The sequence below is a fragment of the Variovorax sp. 01T432 genome (assembly GCF_056398605.1).
Genome location: NZ_JBFTPS010000005.1, coordinates 285,262 through 303,469, shown reverse-complemented (window position 1 = coordinate 303,469; position 18,208 = coordinate 285,262). Strand labels below are relative to the sequence as shown.

The following is an 18,208-nucleotide window of genomic DNA, read 5'->3' as shown; positions in this document are numbered from 1 at the left end:
GCTTGTCTCCAGGGATGTGTTCAGTCCGCGCGCGCGACGGGCGCGGCGGCGGTTGCCGGCGCGGAGGCCGGTGGCTCAGGAACGAGGGGCCTGCCGGTGACCCCGCGGTACAGCTTGAGCGCCGTGAGCCATGCCAGCGTCAAGGCGGCGATGATCGCGATCAGCTCGAACAGATCGCTGTAGGCCTGCACGGTGGCCTGCTGCGTTACCTGCTGCGCCAGCCCGGCCACGCCCTGCGTCGCGCGCAGCTTCGCATCGATGAGCGTGCCGGTGTACGGCGCCGACAGCTGCGCGATGCGCGAAGCCACCTGCGGATCGGCCAGGTTCAGCGTTTCGGCCAGGTGGGCGAAGTGCAGCTTCTGGCGCACGACGATGAAGCTGCCCAGGCCGGCCGTGCCGATCACGCCCGCCAGGGTCTGGCCGCCGGTCATCACAGCCACCAGGCTGATGAAATTCTTCATGCCGCCGGCCACCACATGGGCGAAGCCGATGGCAACCGCCGAAGCCAGGAACATCGAACTGGCCAGCGCCAGCACGGTTTGCGTCAGGATCAATTCGGCGGGCCTCGTCTGCTGCGTCACGCCGGCGTCCTTCCATGCCGCGCCGATGATCAGCACCAGCGCGATGTACGCCGGCCAGTCCAGCTTCCTGAAGGCCAAGGGCACGAGCGCCAGCAAGAACCCAAGTGCCGTGCCGAAGACGGCCCACAGAAACAGCACGTGCATCTGGTCGTTGAGCAGGCCCAGCGCCGTCATCAGTCCCACGGCGCCGATGGTCTGCTCCGTGAGCACGATGCGAAACAGAAGGATCGCCAGCATGAAGCGCAGCATGAAGGGGCTGGTGAGCCAGTGCAGGTCGAGCATCGGCTGGCGCCGGTTGAGCTCGATCAGCACGTAGGCGCCGAGACAGGCGATGCCGATCGCCAGGCAGGCGCCGAGCCAGGGCGCATCGGTCCACCACAGCAGCCGGCCTTCGCTCAGCACCACGCAGAATAGGGCCAGCGACACGGCGAACAGCGTGAAGCTCAGGACATCGCCGCGACTGAACATCTTCAGCGTCGGCACTGGCGCCAGTCGCACCGCTGCCAGCGCCGCCACGCACAGGAGCGACAGGCCGACGTCGACCATGTGCAGGCCGCGCCAGAGGGCGATCTGCAGAAGGTCGGTCGAAATCACGCGTGCCAGCGGCGCGCCCAGTTGCAGCGTGCCGAAGCCCAGCACCAGGCCGAGTGGCTTCAGGCGCGCCGGGAAGGCTTCCATCATGTAGAGCAGCGCCAGCGAACTCAGCGGCGCGGCCGCCAGGCCGAGCGCCGCGCGCACCAGCACCGCCGAGCCGAGCTGCTCGGCGAACAGGTGCACGATGCTGACCAGAAGGAAGGCGAAGATGCCGATGTCGGCGAACAGGCGCAGTCCGAACTGGAAGCGCGCCTTGGTCAGCAGCAAGGCGGCCGAGACGTTGGTGGCGGTGTAGGCCGTGACCAGCCAGCTCGCCTCGACGGCGGTGGCGCCCAGCGAACCCTGGATCGCGCTCAGGTTGGCGTTGATCAGGTTCACGCCCAGGCCCTGCGTCAGGCCCATGAGCAGCGAAACGGCGACGCAGGCGGTGATGTGCACCGCATCGCTGCGCGCCGCGGGAGGCGCCTGGGCGTCGGCCGCGTCGGCGGTGGGCGTGCCGTCCATGCGCATCGGGTCAGCCTTGGTCGCGCATCGATACCTCGAAACAGGAAGCCAGGCGCGTTCGTTCCCGTTCGAACGCCGACATGCCGGCGAGCACCGCGTTCCAGTCGCCGCCGCGGCTTGCGCGGTCGATGTGCTCGCATGCGGCGGCGAACGCGAGCGCGCCGACCATCTTGCCGGCGCCCACCATGCGGTGGGCGAACTGGGTGACCTGGGCGAGGTCGTCGGCGGCCACCGCCCGCCGCAGTCCGACCGAGTCGTCCTCGCAGGTTCGCCGGAAGGCTGCGAGAACCTCGCCCACCATCGACGCGTCGCCGTCGCATTTCGCGCTGAGCAGCGCCTGGTCGATCGGGTGGTCGGCGGGGATGGCCTGAGCGCTTGAGCCGGCGGGAGCGGTGGGTGCCGAGGAGGCCCGCGGCAGCGGCAGCCATCGATCGAGCTTTTCGGTCAGCTGCGCCAGTTCCACCGGCTTGACCAGGAAGTCGTCCATGCCGGCGGCGAAGCACGCCTCGGCCTCCCCCTGCAGCGCGTTGGCGGTGCAGGCGATGATCGGCGCGCGCTCGCGCCCCGCCTCGGATTCCTGCTCGCGGATGGCGCGCGCCAGTTCATAGCCGTCCATGTGGGGCATGTGGCAGTCGGTGATGACCAGCCCGAAGCGCGCCGACTTCCACATCGCCAGGGCCTGGACGCCGTCGTCGGCGGTCTGGGCGGCATAGCCCAGCCTTCGCACCTGCCGCAGGAGCAGCATGCGGTTGACGGGATGGTCATCCACCAGCAGCACCAGCGTGCCCTCCGTCTCGGCCTGCGCCGTGTCGGGCGCCACGCGGCGCATGGCGGTGGCCGCCGAGAGGGGGCGCGCGCCGTCGGCGTCGCTGCCTGGCAGGTGCTCGGCGATAGGCAGCGACAGTTCCAGGGTGATCGTCGTGCCCCTCCCCGATTCGCTGTCCAGGCTGATCGAGCCACCCATCATCTGCGCCAGCTGCCGGGAGATGACCAGCCCCAGCCCCGTGCCGACCGGCCGCCGCCGCCCCTCGTCGCCGTCCGCCTGGCTGAACGGCTGGAACAGGCGCCGCTGGTCGTCGGGAGAGATGCCGATGCCGGTGTCCTTCACCTCGAAGCGCAGGCTTTCCTGTCCCTCCGCCCGCCCCAGCCATTGCACGTTGATGTCGATCCAGCCTTCGGAGGTGAACTTGATCGCGTTGCTGACGAAGTTGTTGAGGATCTGGCGCAGGCGGACCGGATCGACCCGCAGCGCCGGGCTGATGCGCGGGTCCACCATCCGCCGGACGATCAGGCCCTTGCTGCTGGCATTGCCCAGGTAGATGCTCTGCACCTCCTCGACCAGGCGCTTGACCGAGACGACCTCGGGGCGGACTTCCAGCTTGCCGGCCTCGATCTTCGAGAAATCGAGGATGTCGTCGATGATGCGCAGCAGCGACCGGCTCGATTCCCGCACCAGCCCGAGCGTTTCGCGCTGCTCGGCGTCCAGTTCGGTCAGGCTCAGGAGTTCCAGCATGCCCAGCATGCCGTGCATGGGTGTCCTGATCTCGTGGCTCATGGTGGCCAGGAAGGTGCTCTTGGCGCGGTTGGCGGCTTCCACTTCGGCGCTGCGCTGCGCCAGGGCCGCGTTCAGCGCCTCGATTTCGCGCTCCCTCTTCTTCCTTTGCGTCACGTCTTCCGACATGGTCAGCAGGTAGCGCGGCCGGCCGGCCTCGTCGAGGATCGGAATCTTCTTCGCATGGAGGACCCGCACGCTGCCATCGTGCGCATGCAGGGTCTCCTCGGGGATGTCCACTTCCCGTCCCAAGGCCAGCGCCTCCTTGTCCTTGGCCGTGAAGAAGTCGGCCTCCTCCTTGGAACCGACGAAGTCGTGGACCGTCTTGCCGAGCAGCTCCTGCTGGGTGCGCCCCGTCAGTTTCTCGAGGGCGCGGTTGGCGCGGACGAGCTTCAGGTCGATGGCGTCCTTGACCATGAACTGATAGGGGATGTGGTGGATCACGGAGTCCAGGAACGCATTGGCGGTTTCCAGCTCGGCGGTGCGCATGCGCACGCGCGCCTCCAGGTCGGCGTTGAGGGCGCGCAGGTCTTCTTCCGCCTGGCGCAGCGCCGCCTTCTGCCCTTGTTCGGCGAGCGCCCGCCGCACCGAGAATCCCAGCCGCCGCAGCCGCTGCTTGAGGACGTAATCCGTGGCGCCGGCCTTCATGCAATCCACCGCCTCTTCCTCGGTCAAGCCGGTGGAGATCACGATCAGTGGAAGCTCCGGCTGCTGCTGCCGCACCCGGCGCAGCATCTCCAGCCCACCGACTTTATAGTCGGACAGCACAACGTCGAAGGCCTGCCGCTGCAGGGCGGAGATGAAGTCCTCCGTGGCTTGCACCCACACGATGTCGCAGCTCAGGTCCTCGTCCCGCAGCCTGTCCCGGATGCGCTCCGCATCGGCCGGGTCGTCCTCGAGATGCAGCACTCGAATGGCAGTGGTCATCTCGGCCCGTCCTGCTCGCCACGCAGCGACTCGACGACATCCTTGAACTCCTCGCGGTTGCGTTCGCTCAGCGCGGAGAGCGCCTCATGCGCCTGCAGGACCCGCTTCTGCACCCCGGCCTGGCCGGCCCCCGTGGCCAGCGCGCGGAGTTCGGGCGCGGCGGGCAGGTCCTCGCGGCTCGCGGCCAGCACCTGCTGCATGCTCAGTTCCTCGAACAGGGCGCGCACGGCGGGCGTCACCCCCGCGAGCGACACGCCGCCCCGGGCGACCAGCTCGTGCGCCGTGCCGAGGCAGGTGCTGTCCATGTACTCGCAGCCCGAGAGATCCAGCACCAGGGGGCGTCCTGCGTCCAGCACCGCCAGGGCCGTCTCGTGGAAGGCATCGGAATGCATCCAGGTGGCCCGGCCGCGCAGCGCAAGGTAGGCGGCATGGTCTGCTTCGCCATAGAACACGACGTCGCCCTCGGGCCGCGCCGCGCCGGATGCGGCAGCCGCGGGGAGTTCGGCGCCGTTGTCGAACCAGGAGGCGCCCGCGTGCGCGTCGATCAGAAGGATGGTCACGTCGTCCCGGTCCGCGCCCGCCGGTGCGCCGCCGTGAAGGCGCGCCATCACCTCCTGCGCGCTGGAGAAGGGCGCGGCGAGCACCTGCTGCAGCAGTTCCAGCTCGCCCTCCGACCCCGAGGGCAGGAGCCCGTCGGTGTAGAGCAGGATCCGGTCGCCCGCCAGGAGCTGGAGACGCTCCTGCCGGAAGTGCGCGTCCGGCGCCAGTCCGAGCGCGGGCCCCGTGCGGCGGATCAGGCGCGTTTCCTGGCCGTCGCGTGCGTGCAGCACGGGCGGATGGCCCGCCGCCGCCAGCGTCAGGCTCGCGTCCGACGTGTCCAGCAGGCCGAAGACGGCCGTCAGGAAGAGTCCCGGCGCGGCGTGCGCCTCGCAGATCGAGCGGTTCACCGCCGCCAGGACCTCCGCCGGCGGCAGCGCGAGGCCGGTCGCCGGGTCCACCAGGACCAGCCGCTGCTTGAACAGCACCGAGAGCATCGCCGAGGTCACGCCATGGCCGGTGGCGTCGGCCAGGTAGAAGGCGAGGTGCCGCTCGCCCAGCCGGACCACGTCGTAGAGGTCGCCGCCCACATGCTGTCCCGGCCGGTAGAGCGCCTGGATGCAATAGCCCTCCATCGGAGGCGGGGTGCGCGGCAACAAGGCGCGCTGGATCACCTCGGCCCGCTCGAGATCGCGGCGCAGCACCTCGGAGGTCTGCTCGAGTTCGCGAACCTTGCGCTGCAACGCCCGGTGCAGCCGCTCGCGTTCGGCCAGCAGTTGCCGCCGCTCGAGCGCGTTGCGCACCGCGACCCCCATCTCCTCCGAGCGTGGCGACTTCGGCAGGAAGTCGAACGCCCCCAGCCGGATCGCGGCCACCGCCGAGTCGAAGGTCTCCAGCCCCGAAAGGACGATCCACACGGCGTCCGGCACCGCCTGGCGTCCCCAGTGAAGCAGTTCCAGGCCATCCATGCGCGGCATCATGATGTCGGTCAGCACCAGGGCGACGTCCGGGTGCTCGCGCAGGAGCTGCTGTGCCGCCATTCCGTCGGCAGCCTCCAGGACCGGAGCGCAGCCGAGGTTCTCCAGTGTCCGCTTCACCATCAGGCGGGTCACAGGCTCGTCGTCCACCACGAGCGCGACGGGAGGGACAGGGTCGAGGTTCATTGCATCCGCTGGCGGCTGGTGTGCCGTGCAAGACGGAATTCTCCGAGCCGGCGRCCGCCATGGCAAGCCGCGGGCGCGGCAGGCAGCCGCGCCGGCGCGAGATGCAGGACACGCCGCTAGCGGGTCTTTCCGGCGAACTCGGCGCCATGCTCGATTCGCCATGCCACGGCCGCGCCGGCCATGGTGACCGCGAAGAGGGCGATCGTGGCGGCGTTGAGCGTGGCCCCGGCCGCGCGTGCCGCCGCGCTGAAGCTGCCGACAAAGAGCCGCAGCACCAGGGACAGGTGCAGGGCCGAGAGCGGCAGGTAGAAGAACCAGCCGAAGCGCAGCTTGACACGCGCGATGGCTGGCAGCACGACCGGCGCGTGGCCCATCACCATGCTGACGACGAACCCGAGCCCCAGCCCGTGCAGGGCGAGGTCGCGCAGGGGCCATCCGCTTGCCGTCAGTGTCCAGGCGACGCCCCCGAGCGCCAGCCAGCCGTAGCCGCCCAGCAGGCACACCGCCATGTAGCGGCTGATGCCCTGCGTGCGGACCGTGCGGCGCGCGATGTCGAAGACCAGCAGCCAGGCGGCCAGCAGCACCAGCGCCAGGCCGTAGACCCGCCCGCCCGCGCCCGGATCCATTCCGGACCACGCGGCGCCGAGCAGCAACAGGAACAGGGCGCCATGAAGCGCGAGGCCGGCGCCGGGGCGCCTTCGCATGAGACGCGTCATCTCCAGGCGCTCGGCCGCGATGGTCATGACCAGGAAGGCGAACCACCAGGGAAACACGGCGTCGCCGTCGCGGCCGACCGCGAACAGGAGATTGCCGGCCACCCATGCGCCCGCGGCGATCAGCAGGAGGACCGTATGAGCGGCGCGCTGGCGCCGCACCACCACGACACTGACCGCCGTGAAGGACAGCGCCGCCGCCACGCCGAGCCACGCACCGGCCGCATGCAGCCCGGCGGCGAGGCAGAGCGCGCCGGCGACCGAGGCAGCGGGGGCGACGAAGGCGGCGCGATGCTTGACGGCCACCGCGCGTTCGATGCCGATCACGGTGCCCAGGAAGCCGCAGATCATCAAGGCCGCGTGGACCTGGAGCACCCGCCCGATGCCGGCGAAGAGAAGCGGATCGGGCACCGCCACGCCCAGACGCCACAGGCCGCCGGCGACCCCGGCCAGCAGGCACAGCGCCACCAGCATGCCGGACAGCGCGCGAAGCATCACCATCCCATGAATCGCCTGGCGCTGGCGCTCATGCGCTCGGCGGTCCAGGGCGGCTCCCACACGAGTTCGACATGGATCTTGAGCTGTGCCGGAACGATGCGGTCGAGTTCGGTCTCCGCCTCCTCGAGGATGAGGCCGGCCACCGGGCAGGCGGCCGAGGTCATCGTGATGCGCACATGGACCCGGGCCGCATCGACCGTGACGCCGTAGACGAGGCCGACATCGACGATGTTCATCGAGACCTCCGGGTCCACCACGCGCGCGAGCGCGGCGGCGATGGGTTGGGCCAGGGCCTGCGGCCCCTCGTAGGGAAAGGGCGCCGCGGCGCCTGCGGTTGCGCTGAGGCTCATGGTCTTTGGAAGCGAACCGCTTCAGGAGTTGCGCCTATGCTAGGCAGAGGTGCCCAAGGGAGCGTTGACCTGCATCAACTCCGCGGCGGCGCGGCTCAGGCCACGTAGCGCAGTACGGTGAAGAAGTGGCAGCCGCTGCCCGCCAGCACGCACAGGTGCCACAAGCCGTGGCCATGGCGCAGCCGGTGATCGGTGGCGTAGAAGGCGATGCCCGCCGTGTAGCAGATGCCGCCCGCGGCAAGCCAGGCAAAGCCCGCCGGCGTGAGCGCTCGCCAGAGCGGCGAGACCGCCGCCAGCGCGAGCCAGCCCATCAGCAGGTAGATCACGAGGGAGAGCACACGCGCGCCCCTGCCCAGCCACAGCTCCTGCACGATGCCGACCACCGCCAGGCCCCACACGGTACCCAGCAGCGACCAGCCCCAGGGGCCCCGCAACGACACCAGCGCAAAGGGCGTGTAGGTGCCGGCGATCAGCAGGTAGATGGTGCAGTGGTCGAACTTGCGCAGGACATCCTTGGCCCTGCCCTTGAGGCTGTGGTAGAGCGTGGAGGCGAGGTAGAGCGCGACCAGCATCGCGCCGTAGATGCTGAAGCCCATCACCTTCCATGGATCGCCCGCGCCACTGGCCCGGATCACCAGCCATGCGGCGCCGGCCGATGCCAGCCCGGCGCCCACGAGGTGGGTGATGCTGTTGAATCGTTCGCCCTGGTACACGCGGTTCGCTGTCTATCCGCGCGCGGCGTGGGCTTCGCCGAGCAGCCGATGGATCAGCTGGTCCTTGGCCGCCCATTGGGAGTCGATCCACGCGCGAATGCGCTCCCGGTGGGCCTTGTCGCTCAGCAGATCGCCACCCAGGACGCCGGGCGGAATGGCGCGCTTGCGCACATCGACCGTCACCGCCTGCACCCGGCCGCACAGCAGGTCCCAGAAGGTGGGCGTGCCCCGTGGATAGACGATGGTCACGTCGAGCATCGCCTCGAACTGCTCGCCCATGGTGGCCAGCGCCACGCCGAGGCCCCCGATCTTCGGTTCGAGCAGGTGGCGGTAGCGGCTGTTCTGCGAGGCGTGCTTGCCGGCGGTGAAGCGCGTGCCTTCGACGAAATTGATGACCGCGGTGGGCACGCGCTTGAATTTTTCACAGGCCTCGCGCGTGCTGGCCAGGTCGCCGCGCCGCGCGCCGCGGCCGACACCGCGCTTCATGAAGGGGAAGTCGAGCGCCCACCAGGCCAATCCGATCACGGGCACCCAGAGGAGTTCGCGCTTGAGGAAGAACTTGAGGAAGGGGACGCGTCCGTGCAGCGCACGCTGCAGCACCAGGATGTCGACCCAGCTCTGATGGTTGCACGAGACCAGGTACCAACCGCGCGGGTTCAGTCCCTTGACCCCGTGGATCTGCCACGGTGTCGGGCAGGCGGAGGCGATCCAGGCGTTGTTCACCGACACCCAGGCCGCCGCCAGCGCGTTCAGGATCCGGTCGCAGGCGGCGCGGACGCGCTCGATGGGGACGAGCAGCTTGACCAGCGCCGGGAGCACCAGCAGCAAGGAGACCACCAGCGTATTCAGCCCGAGCAGGAGCCCGACGGGGACGCCGCGCAGGACGTCGACGAAGGCGGTGGACACGGGGGACTTCATGGATGATCCTGGCGCTGCATTGGCGCTAGCCGGCGGGAAGCAGGGGCAAGGCGGCCAGGTCGTGCTCGACCTTGCGCAGCACCTCAAGCGCCTGCGTCGCGTCGAAGTCTTCGTGCTGGCGCTTGCGTACGCCGAACTGGTGCAACTGGTAGTGCCGCCAGGGTGTGATGCCGTGCCGCGCGAGGCTGTTCTTCACGCAGTTCAGCGGACATCCGTCGAGCGCAACGATGGGCCTGCCGCTCCGCGCGATACGCAGGAGGTGGGGAACATCCCCGCCCACGCCGGCGATGCATGACATCTCGGCATCGCCCTGGCGGTCGAGGCGCACGGCGACGTAATTGGCCAGCTGCGCGGCGCTGGAACAGCCGGAGCAGGAATAGACGAGGGGTTTGGGCGAATGTTCAGGCGACATGGCTCGGCAGGGTGACCCCGTGAGGTGATTGACGCGACCTTAGGCCGGATCGCGTCCCCCTGCCGTGATCCATATCAAGGTCCGCTGTCGCCCCGCGCGCCGGGGCCGCGAACTCATCCACAGCTTCCGATGTGCCCGCAGGCCGTGCAGAAGTCGCAGCCATCCTTGCGGATCATGGCGTGAGCGCCGCACTCGGGACACTTGGCGCCCGACAGCGATGTCGGCGCGACAGCGGCCGCAGCCGGTGCCTCCGGTTCCGGCTGCGCGCCGGCCGGGCCCGTGCGCCTGGCAATCAGGTTCTGCGCCGCGTAGGCGATCGCGCTCACTTCGGAGTCGTGCCACAGCGGCACCCGGCTGCCGTCGCTCTTGACGTAGTGTCCCAGGCGCACCGGCCCGCGGTCCCAGGCGACCTTGCGCATGTCGGCCAGCGCGCGTTCGAGGAAGCCACCGCGCGCTGCGAGCGACAGCAGCCGCATGCTCGCGGTGATCCATTGCTGCGATTCGCCGCTCTGGCCCACGGGCATGAAGAACTCGATGGCCCGCTCGCGTCCGTCGGCCAGCGGCAGGAAGGACACGACCAGATAGAGCGTCTGGCGGCCTTGCTGGGTCCAGTATTCGATCTTCTCCGCGACCGCGCCGAGCGCGCCGGTCGGGCGGCTCTGGATCATCGCGCGCATGGGGTCCGGCGCCGAAGCCTCGGCGGGCGCGACGTCCAGCACCGAGCCGAGGATGGTGTTGGGCCGGTAGGTGGCGATGCCCTTCAGCCCGGCATGCCAGGCCTGCAGGTAGAGCCCCTTGAAATCATCGTAGGGAAAGTCGGCCGGCACGTTCACCGTCTTGGAGATGGCGGTGTCGACGAAGGGCTGCACGGCCTCCATCATCGCCAGGTGGCCGGAGGCGGGCATGGACAGGGCGGAGACGAAATAGTCCGGCAACCGTTCGACGTCCCCGCCCAGGAAGCGGTAGAGCCGCCAGGCGTGGTCCTCGACATCGTAGGCGCTGGTGCTGCCGTCGGCTTCGCGCTTCTTCCTGCGGTAGGTCCATGCGAAGGCAGGTTCGATGCCGTTCGACGCGTTGTCGGCGAAGGCCAGGCTCACGGTGCCGGTCGGCGCGATCGAGACCAGGTGGCTGTTGCGGATGCCGTGCGCGCGGATCTGCGCCTGCAACTCCGGCTCCAGACGGCTGGCGAAAGTACCCGGCGAGAGATAGAGCCCGGCATCGAAGAGCGGAAAGGGCCCCTTCTCGCGCGCCAGCGCGACCGATGCCGTGTACGCGGCGTCGCGCAGGCAGCGCGCGATGCGCACCGCCATCGCGCGGCCCTCGGGGGCGTCGTAGCGCAGGCAGAGCATCGCCAGCGTGTCGCCGAGTCCCGTGAAGCCGACCCCGATGCGGCGCTTGGCCTTGGCCTCCGCGCGCTGCTGCGGCAGCGGCCAGAAGCTCAGGTCCAGCACGTTGTCGAGCGCCCGCACCTGCAGCGCGACGGATTCGGCGAAGCGCTGGAAATCGAACTGCGCGGGCCCGCCGATCGCGAACGGATGGTCGACGAAGCGTGTCAGGATGACCGGCCCCAGGTCGCAACAGCCGTAGGGCGGCAGCGGCTGCTCGCCGCAGGGGTTGGTCGCCTCGATGGTTTCGCAATAGCGCAGGTTGTTGTCGTTGTTGATGGCGTCCTTGAACAGGATGCCGGGCTCGGCGAAGTCGTAGGCCGAACGCATCACGGTGTCCCACAGCTCGCGCGCCGGAAGGCGGCGGTAGATCCAGTTGCCGTCGGGCGCCTGCACGGCGCCGCCCGCGATCAGGGCCGCACCCGGACGGGCGCGGTGGACCAGCGACCAGTCCTCGTCGGCCAGCAGCGCGTGCATGAAGCTGTCGCTGACCGAGACCGATACATTGAAGTTGTTCCAGCGCCCCGGCGTGCGCTTGGCGGTGATGAATTCCAGCACGTCGGGGTGGTCGATGCGCAGTACGCCCATCTGCGCGCCGCGCCGCGCACCCGCGCTCTCGACGGTCGAGCACGAACGGTCGAAGACGTCCATGTAGCTGCAGGGCCCGGAGGCCAGCGAGGCGGTGGCGCGCACTTGCGCGCCGCGCGGCCGGATGCGGGAGAAGTCGTAGCCGACCCCGCCGCCGCGCCGCATGGTCTCCGCCGCTTCGCGCAAGGCCTCGTAGATGCCGACCTGGCCGTCGGCGTCCTTGCCCTGGATGCAGTCCCCCACCGGCTGGACGAAGCAGTTGATCAGCGTCGCTTCGAGCTCCGTGCCCGCCGCGCTCATGATGCGCCCGGCGCCGATCGCCCCTGCGCGCAGGTTGTCGAGAAAGCGCGCCTGCCACTGCTCGCGCTCGCCTTGCGCCTCGACCGAAGCCAGCGCCCGCGCGACACGCGCGAACAGGGCCTCCACTTCCGTCTCTCCGGGCTTGAGGTATTTCTCCGCCAGCACGTCGCGGGTGATGGGCTGCACCGGCAGCGGACGGGCGATGGCGTCGTCACGCTTCATGCCGCCAGCCTGTGGTTCGGGAAGAAGGGGCTGAATGCGTTGCGCGCTGCTGCACGGCGGGGCTCCTGAGCATGGGGGCAGCTTAGGAGCCGTCGGCTGGGGGCGCATTGACATGCGTCAAGCGAAGTGGAGGCGGTGCGAGGTGGTTGCTGTCTCAGAGCAAGGCGGCGCGTTCAAGCCAGCCTCCAAGCAGCGTCTCGCCCATCGCCGTGCGGGGTGCGTCGATCGACACGCCGGTCTTCCGCAGCAGTGCCCAGGCAAGGCACAGATTGGACGAGAGCACCGGCTTGCCGGTTCGCAGCGAAAGCTGCGACATGACCCGCAGACTTGGCATGCCCGTTCCCGAGATCAGGATGGCATCGGCGTTGTCGGTGTCCAGCGCGTTTGCCGCGTCAACGACCATGGGCGCCCGGATCTTGTAGACGGCCCGGGTATCCGTGGCATCCAGTGCGGTGCGGGCCGAACTGGTGACGACAAGGCCGCATCGCTTCCAGTATGCGAGGCTCGCATCGACGATCCACTGCGGGTAGGGGGCGAGCAGCGCCACCCGCGCGATGTCGAGAAACCTGCAGGCGTCGAGGATCGCGCGCGCAGCGGTGATGATGGGAAAGCCGAACGCTTCGGAATATGCATCGATGCGACGGCGTTCCTCTTCCGGTCCGATCAGATAGCTTGTGCCCGTGCAGGCGTATCCCAATGCATCGGGACGTGTGGTGTCGAACGCGGCGACGCTCGTCCCCAGGTTGTCCAGGTATTGCACGATCCGGTCACTGGATTCCGTGCGACTGCCCTGCAGCCGGGTGGCGATCACGCCGACACCTGGCGGCATGAGGGCGGAGAACTCGGGTTCGACGACCGGGTTTGCCTGGGGCACGGCCACGCCCAGCAGGGCGCGTGAACTGTATTCCCGGTCAGGGTGCGCGCAGACATCGTTCATCTCAACAGCTCCTCATGTCAACAGATTCCCGCCGTCGGCAACGAGCACCTCGCCGACGATGCATTCAGCCGCAGGCGAAGCCAGGAAGTGGATCGACTCGGCAATTTCCCTCGCGGCGAGCAGGCGCCCGATGGGCATTCCGGCAAGCAGCGCCGCAGCCGTTTCAGGGACGGCGAGCAGTTCGCGAACCATTGGCGTATCCACGGGACCCGGGGCGATGCCGACAACCCGAACCCCTCGGCCGGCCCACTCGGCAGCCGCCGTTTTCGTGAAATGCACCAACGCCGCCTTGCTCGCGCCATATGAAGCACGCCCCGGTGAAGGCTTGAATGCCAGCTGCGAGGCCACGTTGACGATCACGCCACGACCCCGGTCCAGCATGCCCTGCGCCGCTGCAATGGCCATGGCGATCGCACCCACCGCATTCGTGTCGAAGACGACGCGCAGGTCTTCATGGGTCATCTGCTCCAGCGGCTTGCGCAGGGTCATGGCCGCATTGTTGACGAACACATCGAGGCGTCCCGCGGCAGCCGCGAAACGCGATATGTCCGGCGCGGAAGTCTGGTCGCAAACCAGAGTCTCCACGGGTCGGTCGAACTCGCCGCGCATGCGCTCCAGTACCGCCGAGTCCGTGTCCAGCAGCAACAGTTCGGCACCCGCTTCGTGAAAACGCCGGGCGATCGCCCGGCCGAGGCCACCCGCGCTTCCGCTGATGGCCACGCGCCGAAGCGCTGGCGTATGGGCGGCGGTCATCGATCGGTCCCGCCGCCGACGGACCGTGGCGCGAGGAAGAAGCCGTCCTGGTCGGGCGTGTCCGCCCAGGCCTGGAAAGGCTCCGAGGGCTTCACCTTGCCCGACCTCATGAGCTTCAACCAGACGTCGCTTGCTTCGAGAAAACGGTTGACGCCGCACGGCCACAGCACGAGGCTCAGGGCCTCGGCGATCTTCGCCTCGGGCACGCCGCGCGCATAGCAATCCTCGAGTTCGACCTCGAGTCCCCAATGCTGGCCCCTCGCCGCATAGCAGGCCAGCAGGGCCAGATGGGACATCTCGCCCCGGACCTCGGAGAACTCTTCGAGCAGCGACACCTTGCCCGCCACATAGGCCGCTCTCGCACCCGGCACCGGGAAGTACTGCTGCCACTTTTCTTCCAGGAACTGGAACGCATCCACGCCCAGCGACCAGGCCACCAGCCGGAAACTCGCCTGCGCATGCCGATCCGTCCCGCCGCTTTTGAAGAACTGGTCGATGTGGTGTGTCCCGACGCCTTCCTTGGCAGCCGTCAGCAACGCGAGCCACACGAACTCGCGCTCGAAGGGGTCCAGGTGATGGAGATCGAGCGTCAGTGTCTTGTAGATGACACCATAGACATCCTGCAGATCGGGAAGCGCCGCGGCCATGGCGCCCTGGTGAGGCAGCACATAACCACGCCTGGCCCTGAACTCTTCGAGGCGCTGGCGCACGATCGCCGCGCTCGGAGGATATGAATCGCTTGTCGGCACAACGAACTCTTTCGCAAAGGTGGGTACGGACCGCCTACTCGATCCTGATACTGGCGGCCTTGATCACGTCGCCCCACCGCTTGCGGTCGGCGTCGATCCGCTGGGTGAACTGCGCGGGCGTGGCCGGGAGCGCCTCGGCACCCAGATCGCCCATGCGCTTGCGGATCGCAGGATCGGCGAGAACGCTCTGGATGGCCTGAGACAGCGTGACGACGATCGGCTCGGGAATGTGCGCGGGGCCGATGATGCCGAACCAGTTGCTCAGGTTGAAGTCGGGCAGCCAGCGACTGATCAAGGGCAGATCCGGCAGCGCCGGAGATGCGCGCTCGCCGCCGAACGCGATCCCCCGCAGCTGACCGTTCTTGACCTGGCCCAGGTAGTCGGTCATGTTGCCGAGCAACATCTGGACCCGGCCCGCCTGCAAGTCGATGATGGCTTGCGAGCCTCCTTTGTAGGGCACGTGGACGATATCGATGCCGGCCTGTCGCCCGAACAGTTCCCCTGCGAGGTGCGGCATCGATCCGATCCCGGCCGAAGCGTAGGAGAGCGCACCGGGATGGGCCTTGGCATACGCAATGAGTTCGGGGACGGTTCTGAACGGAGCGTCCGGCGACGAAACGAGCAACGAGTAGATCCCGGCAATGCTGGCGATGGGCGTGAGCTCGGTCTGGGTGTTGAACGGCAGCTTCATCCCGGGAAGCTGCGGCGCGACGGCCAACATGCTCATCGTTGCGAAGCCGATCGTGAGGCCGTCCGGTGCGGACCGCGCCACTGCTTCCGCGGCAATGAACCCATTCGCTCCCGCACGCGTATCGACGATGACGCTCTGTCCCAGGATCGGTCGCAAGGCCTCTGCCAGCATCCGGCAAAGAACGTCTGCGGAACCGCCCGCAGAAAAGCCATTGATCAGGCGGATCGGCTTGGCCGGCTTCCACGCTTCGGTCTGCGCCCATGCTGGCGTGCAAGCGGCGGCAAGGCCCGCACCCAGTGCCGTCAGGACCGTGCGCCGGCTCGCAGCGAAGGACTCGTGTTGGATAGCGCGCATGGTGCGTTCCTCGATGGACTAGTTGACTTGGGCGTTGGAGGCTTTGACGGCTTTGCCCCAATGAACGATCTCCTGCTTGAGGAAGGCATTGGCATCGGCGCGCGAGGTCGTGATCGACTCCGCGCCCATCTCGGAGAGACGCTGGCGCATCGCGGCGGAAGCGCCGGCCGCGACGATTTCCTTGTTCAGCCGGTCGAGAACCGGGGCAGGTGTTCTTGCCGGCGCGGCAATGCCCCACCAGACCGAAACCTGTTGCTCCGGATACCCCTGTTCCGCGAACGTCGGTACGTTGGGAAGAAGCGCCGAACGCTCAGGCGCTGCCACGCCAAGAATCTTGACCATCCCGCCCTTGATCTGGCCGATCACATTGGCCTGGTTGGTGAAATATGCCTGAACCTGGCCGGAGAGAACATCGGTGATGACCGCCGAGCCGCCCTTGTAGGGCACGTGGACGAGGTCGATGTGCGCCGACGACTTGAACATCTCGCCGGACAAGTGCTCGGAACTTCCCGAGCCGCCGGAGCCGAAATTCAGCGTGCCCGGCGCCTTCTTCGCCATCGCGACGAACTCTTTCACGTCGTTTGCCGGGAACGCCGGATTCACGAGCAGAATGCCGGGCGCACGGCCGACCACGGCGACCTGCGTCAATTCGGTCCTGATGTCATAGGGCATGGGCTTGTACAGCGTGACGTTGATCGCATTGCCCGGCGAAGTCAGCAGGAGCGTGTAGCCGTCCGCCGAGGACTTGGCGACGAAGGTCGAGCCGACATTGCTGCCCGCGCCGGCCTTGTTTTCCACGATGACCGGTTGGCCGAGACGCTGGGTCAGTTCCAGTGCCAGCGTGCGACCGATCGCGTCGACGCTTCCGCCGGAACCGTACGGAACGATGATCTTGATGGGGCGGGTCGGATAGTCCTGTGCATAGACCTGCGGCGCGAAGGACGACGAGAGACACACCGTCATCAGGGCGATCGCCCGGGGCAGCAATGATAGTGAACGATTGCCAGGCTTCATGAAAGCTCCTTCGAGGTGGGATCGGGCAGACCGCTGAAGACGGCACCGTAGTAGGTGCGGATTTCAGCCAATTGGCCGGCAGGGGGTTGCTGGTACATGCAGCGCCGCGACGTCCAGACGCCGCCCATCAGCGCGCGCAGGCGCACCGCCGTCTCGCCCATCTTGACGAGGGCCTTGACGCCGTTGAGGATCGGGATTCCACCCGGACCGCAGGCATGAACGTTCGCGCGCGCCAGCAGGACCATCAGCACCCCGACGGCGGGAATCGCAACCTCGGCGCCTTCCGCGCACGCGCGTTCGACTTCGGTCAGGAACCTTGCAATGAGGGCGCGCCCCACCGCAGCATCCGAGAAGCCCTGGTCGAGGTCGACGAGCCGGACCATTTCCATGGAGCGTGCGCTGTGCAGCATGTCGTGTTGCCCGTAGCGCCGCACGTTTTCCACCAGCCTCGGGATGTGCTTGGGGGAGCCTGTGATCAGGGAGAAGTTGCCGCCCATGAGGCTGGCGATCTGGCCGGAAGTCTCGCCCAGACCCAGTACCGGCATATCGGTGATCTCGCGCGCTTCACGCAGACCCGGATCGCAGATGTTGCCGATGAGGAAGGCGTCGAAGCCCTGGCGGGTGGCAGCCTCGACGTTTTCCAGAACCTCCTGGGTTTCAAGGAGTTCGAGATACCGGTACTGGTCGCCCACGCCGCCGCGCTTTTCGATCCCATGGACCTCGATCTGGGTACCGTCGTCGGCCGCAGCCTTAAGAACCTCTCGCAGGGCGGCGTTGTAGGCAGGCCATGCCGAAGCCCTCGTCATGCTCTGGTACCAGATCTTCATTCCCGCCCTCCTTGAGACTTACGTTGACGCGCGATCGACCTGGAACAGCGCATCGAGCTTGCGCTCGAAGTCGTGATAGCCGATGCGGTCATAGAGTTCTTCGCGCGTCTGCATCTCTGCGACCACGGCGCGTTGCGTTCCATCACGCCGAATCGCGGCGTAGACGTTCTCCGCAGCCCTGTTCATCGCGCGAAACGCACTGAGGGGGTAGAGGACCATGGCGACTCGGACCGAGCGCAGTTCGTCGAGCGTGAACAACGGTGTCTGGCCGAACTCGGTGATGTTGGCGAGAACGGGCACGGCCAGCGCGTCGGTGAAGCGCCTGAAGGTCGCGAGGTCGTTCGCCGCCTCCGCGAAGATGGCGTCGGCACCGGCTTCGGCAAAGCGCGCCGCGCGTTCGAGCGCCGCATCCACGCCGTGACTGGCGATGGCGTCCGTGCGCGCGATGACGAAGAAATCGTTGTCGGTGCGGGCGTCGACGGCCGCCTTGATGCGATCGACCATCTCGGCGGTCGAGACGATCTCCTTGCCCGGCCGATGCCCGCAGCGCTTCGCCCCGACCTGGTCCTCGATGTGGCATGCCGCGGCGCCGGCCTTGGCCAGGCTCCTGACGGTGCGGTGAATGTTGAATGCGCTGGGACCGAATCCGGTGTCGATGTCCACCAGCAGCGGTACATCGCACACGTCCGTGATGCGGCGCACGTCGGTGAGCACGTCGTCCAGCGTGTTGATGCCCAGGTCCGGCAGGCCGAGCGAGCCTGCCGCGACGCCGCCGCCCGAGAGGTAGATGGCTCGATAGCCTGCGCGCTGCGCGAGCAGCGCGTGGTTGGCGTTGATGGTGCCGACGATCTGCAGCGGCTCTTCCTGCTGCAGGGCCAGGCGGAAGCGCTGGCCCGGGGTGAGGGACATGGTCATGGTTCGAAAGG

At 68.1% G+C, this 18,208-nt stretch carries 16 protein-coding genes; all 16 read right to left on the bottom strand.

Annotation, left to right across the window (positions count from 1 at the left end; translation table 11 throughout):
- Positions 1-20 precede the first annotated feature (20 nt).
- Entirely contained in the window at positions 21-1,685 is a 1,665-nt protein-coding gene (locus AC1DNF_RS06475; protein WP_478147725.1) for an efflux MFS transporter permease, read from the bottom strand.
- Between the two features lie 4 nt (positions 1,686-1,689).
- The gene (locus AC1DNF_RS06470) at positions 1,690-4,158 is read right to left on the bottom strand and encodes a response regulator (protein ID WP_478147724.1); all 2,469 of its coding nucleotides are present in this window, start codon (positions 4,156-4,158) and stop codon (positions 1,690-1,692) included.
- Complete coding sequence (locus tag AC1DNF_RS06465) at positions 4,155-5,858, bottom strand: SpoIIE family protein phosphatase (protein ID WP_478147723.1); 1,704 nt, start codon at positions 5,856-5,858, stop codon at positions 4,155-4,157. Before AC1DNF_RS06465 ends, AC1DNF_RS06470 begins: the two co-directional genes overlap by 4 nt.
- A gap of 116 nt (positions 5,859-5,974) precedes the next feature.
- A complete protein-coding gene (locus tag AC1DNF_RS06460; protein ID WP_478147722.1) occupies positions 5,975-7,072 on the bottom strand; it encodes a hypothetical protein in 1,098 nt (365 codons plus the stop codon).
- Positions 7,066-7,419: a metal-sulfur cluster assembly factor gene (locus AC1DNF_RS06455; protein ID WP_478147721.1), complete on the bottom strand. Its 354-nt coding sequence runs from the start codon at positions 7,417-7,419 to the stop codon at positions 7,066-7,068. The genes AC1DNF_RS06460 and AC1DNF_RS06455 overlap by 7 nt, the downstream gene beginning before the upstream one ends.
- 95 nt (positions 7,420-7,514) lie before the next feature.
- A complete protein-coding gene (trhA, locus tag AC1DNF_RS06450; RefSeq protein WP_478147720.1) occupies positions 7,515-8,132 on the bottom strand; it encodes a PAQR family membrane homeostasis protein TrhA in 618 nt (205 codons plus the stop codon).
- A gap of 12 nt (positions 8,133-8,144) precedes the next feature.
- Positions 8,145-9,050: an acyltransferase gene (locus tag AC1DNF_RS06445; RefSeq protein ID WP_478147719.1), complete on the bottom strand. Its 906-nt coding sequence runs from the start codon at positions 9,048-9,050 to the stop codon at positions 8,145-8,147.
- A 25-nt stretch (positions 9,051-9,075) separates the two neighbouring features.
- On the bottom strand, positions 9,076-9,462 hold the full coding sequence (locus AC1DNF_RS06440; protein WP_478147718.1) for a putative zinc-binding protein: 387 nt from the start codon (positions 9,460-9,462) through the stop codon (positions 9,076-9,078).
- A 113-nt stretch (positions 9,463-9,575) separates the two neighbouring features.
- Complete coding sequence (locus AC1DNF_RS06435; RefSeq protein ID WP_478147717.1) at positions 9,576-11,957, bottom strand: adenosylcobalamin-dependent ribonucleoside-diphosphate reductase; 2,382 nt, start codon at positions 11,955-11,957, stop codon at positions 9,576-9,578.
- 154 nt (positions 11,958-12,111) lie between these two features.
- Positions 12,112-12,894 carry a maleate cis-trans isomerase family protein gene (locus AC1DNF_RS06430; RefSeq protein WP_478147716.1) on the bottom strand — a complete coding sequence of 261 codons (783 nt, stop codon included), beginning with the start codon at positions 12,892-12,894 and terminating at the stop codon, positions 12,112-12,114.
- A gap of 12 nt (positions 12,895-12,906) precedes the next feature.
- A complete protein-coding gene (locus AC1DNF_RS06425; RefSeq protein ID WP_478147715.1) occupies positions 12,907-13,647 on the bottom strand; it encodes an SDR family NAD(P)-dependent oxidoreductase in 741 nt (246 codons plus the stop codon).
- Entirely contained in the window at positions 13,644-14,396 is a 753-nt protein-coding gene (locus AC1DNF_RS06420; protein WP_478147714.1) for a hypothetical protein, read from the bottom strand. The genes AC1DNF_RS06425 and AC1DNF_RS06420 overlap by 4 nt, the downstream gene beginning before the upstream one ends.
- A gap of 34 nt (positions 14,397-14,430) precedes the next feature.
- Positions 14,431-15,441: a Bug family tripartite tricarboxylate transporter substrate binding protein gene (locus tag AC1DNF_RS06415; RefSeq protein WP_478147713.1), complete on the bottom strand. Its 1,011-nt coding sequence runs from the start codon at positions 15,439-15,441 to the stop codon at positions 14,431-14,433.
- 18 nt (positions 15,442-15,459) lie between these two features.
- Complete coding sequence (locus tag AC1DNF_RS06410; RefSeq protein ID WP_478147712.1) at positions 15,460-16,455, bottom strand: Bug family tripartite tricarboxylate transporter substrate binding protein; 996 nt, start codon at positions 16,453-16,455, stop codon at positions 15,460-15,462.
- A complete protein-coding gene (locus AC1DNF_RS06405; protein ID WP_478147711.1) occupies positions 16,452-17,282 on the bottom strand; it encodes an aspartate/glutamate racemase family protein in 831 nt (276 codons plus the stop codon). The genes AC1DNF_RS06410 and AC1DNF_RS06405 overlap by 4 nt, the downstream gene beginning before the upstream one ends.
- Before the next feature lie 18 nt (positions 17,283-17,300).
- The gene (gene prpB, locus AC1DNF_RS06400) at positions 17,301-18,197 is read right to left on the bottom strand and encodes a methylisocitrate lyase (protein ID WP_478147710.1); all 897 of its coding nucleotides are present in this window, start codon (positions 18,195-18,197) and stop codon (positions 17,301-17,303) included.
- Between the last annotated feature and the right edge of the window lie 11 nt (positions 18,198-18,208).

Coding starts and splice junctions, on each gene's coding strand:
- AC1DNF_RS06440 (WP_478147718.1), bottom strand. CDS start 9,462: ATGTCGCCTGAACATTCGCCCAAACCCCTCGTCTATTCCTGCTCCGGC.
- AC1DNF_RS06465 (WP_478147723.1), bottom strand. CDS start 5,858: ATGAACCTCGACCCTGTCCCTCCCGTCGCGCTCGTGGTGGACGACGAG.
- AC1DNF_RS06405 (WP_478147711.1), bottom strand. CDS start 17,282: ATGAAGATCTGGTACCAGAGCATGACGAGGGCTTCGGCATGGCCTGCC.
- prpB (WP_478147710.1), bottom strand. CDS start 18,197: ATGACCATGTCCCTCACCCCGGGCCAGCGCTTCCGCCTGGCCCTGCAG.
- AC1DNF_RS06475 (WP_478147725.1), bottom strand. CDS start 1,685: ATGCGCATGGACGGCACGCCCACCGCCGACGCGGCCGACGCCCAGGCG.
- AC1DNF_RS06435 (WP_478147717.1), bottom strand. CDS start 11,957: ATGAAGCGTGACGACGCCATCGCCCGTCCGCTGCCGGTGCAGCCCATC.
- AC1DNF_RS06415 (WP_478147713.1), bottom strand. CDS start 15,441: ATGCGCGCTATCCAACACGAGTCCTTCGCTGCGAGCCGGCGCACGGTC.
- AC1DNF_RS06410 (WP_478147712.1), bottom strand. CDS start 16,455: ATGAAGCCTGGCAATCGTTCACTATCATTGCTGCCCCGGGCGATCGCC.
- AC1DNF_RS06425 (WP_478147715.1), bottom strand. CDS start 13,647: ATGACCGCCGCCCATACGCCAGCGCTTCGGCGCGTGGCCATCAGCGGA.
- AC1DNF_RS06430 (WP_478147716.1), bottom strand. CDS start 12,894: ATGAACGATGTCTGCGCGCACCCTGACCGGGAATACAGTTCACGCGCC.
- AC1DNF_RS06460 (WP_478147722.1), bottom strand. CDS start 7,072: ATGGTGATGCTTCGCGCGCTGTCCGGCATGCTGGTGGCGCTGTGCCTG.
- AC1DNF_RS06455 (WP_478147721.1), bottom strand. CDS start 7,419: ATGAGCCTCAGCGCAACCGCAGGCGCCGCGGCGCCCTTTCCCTACGAG.
- AC1DNF_RS06445 (WP_478147719.1), bottom strand. CDS start 9,050: ATGAAGTCCCCCGTGTCCACCGCCTTCGTCGACGTCCTGCGCGGCGTC.
- AC1DNF_RS06470 (WP_478147724.1), bottom strand. CDS start 4,158: ATGACCACTGCCATTCGAGTGCTGCATCTCGAGGACGACCCGGCCGAT.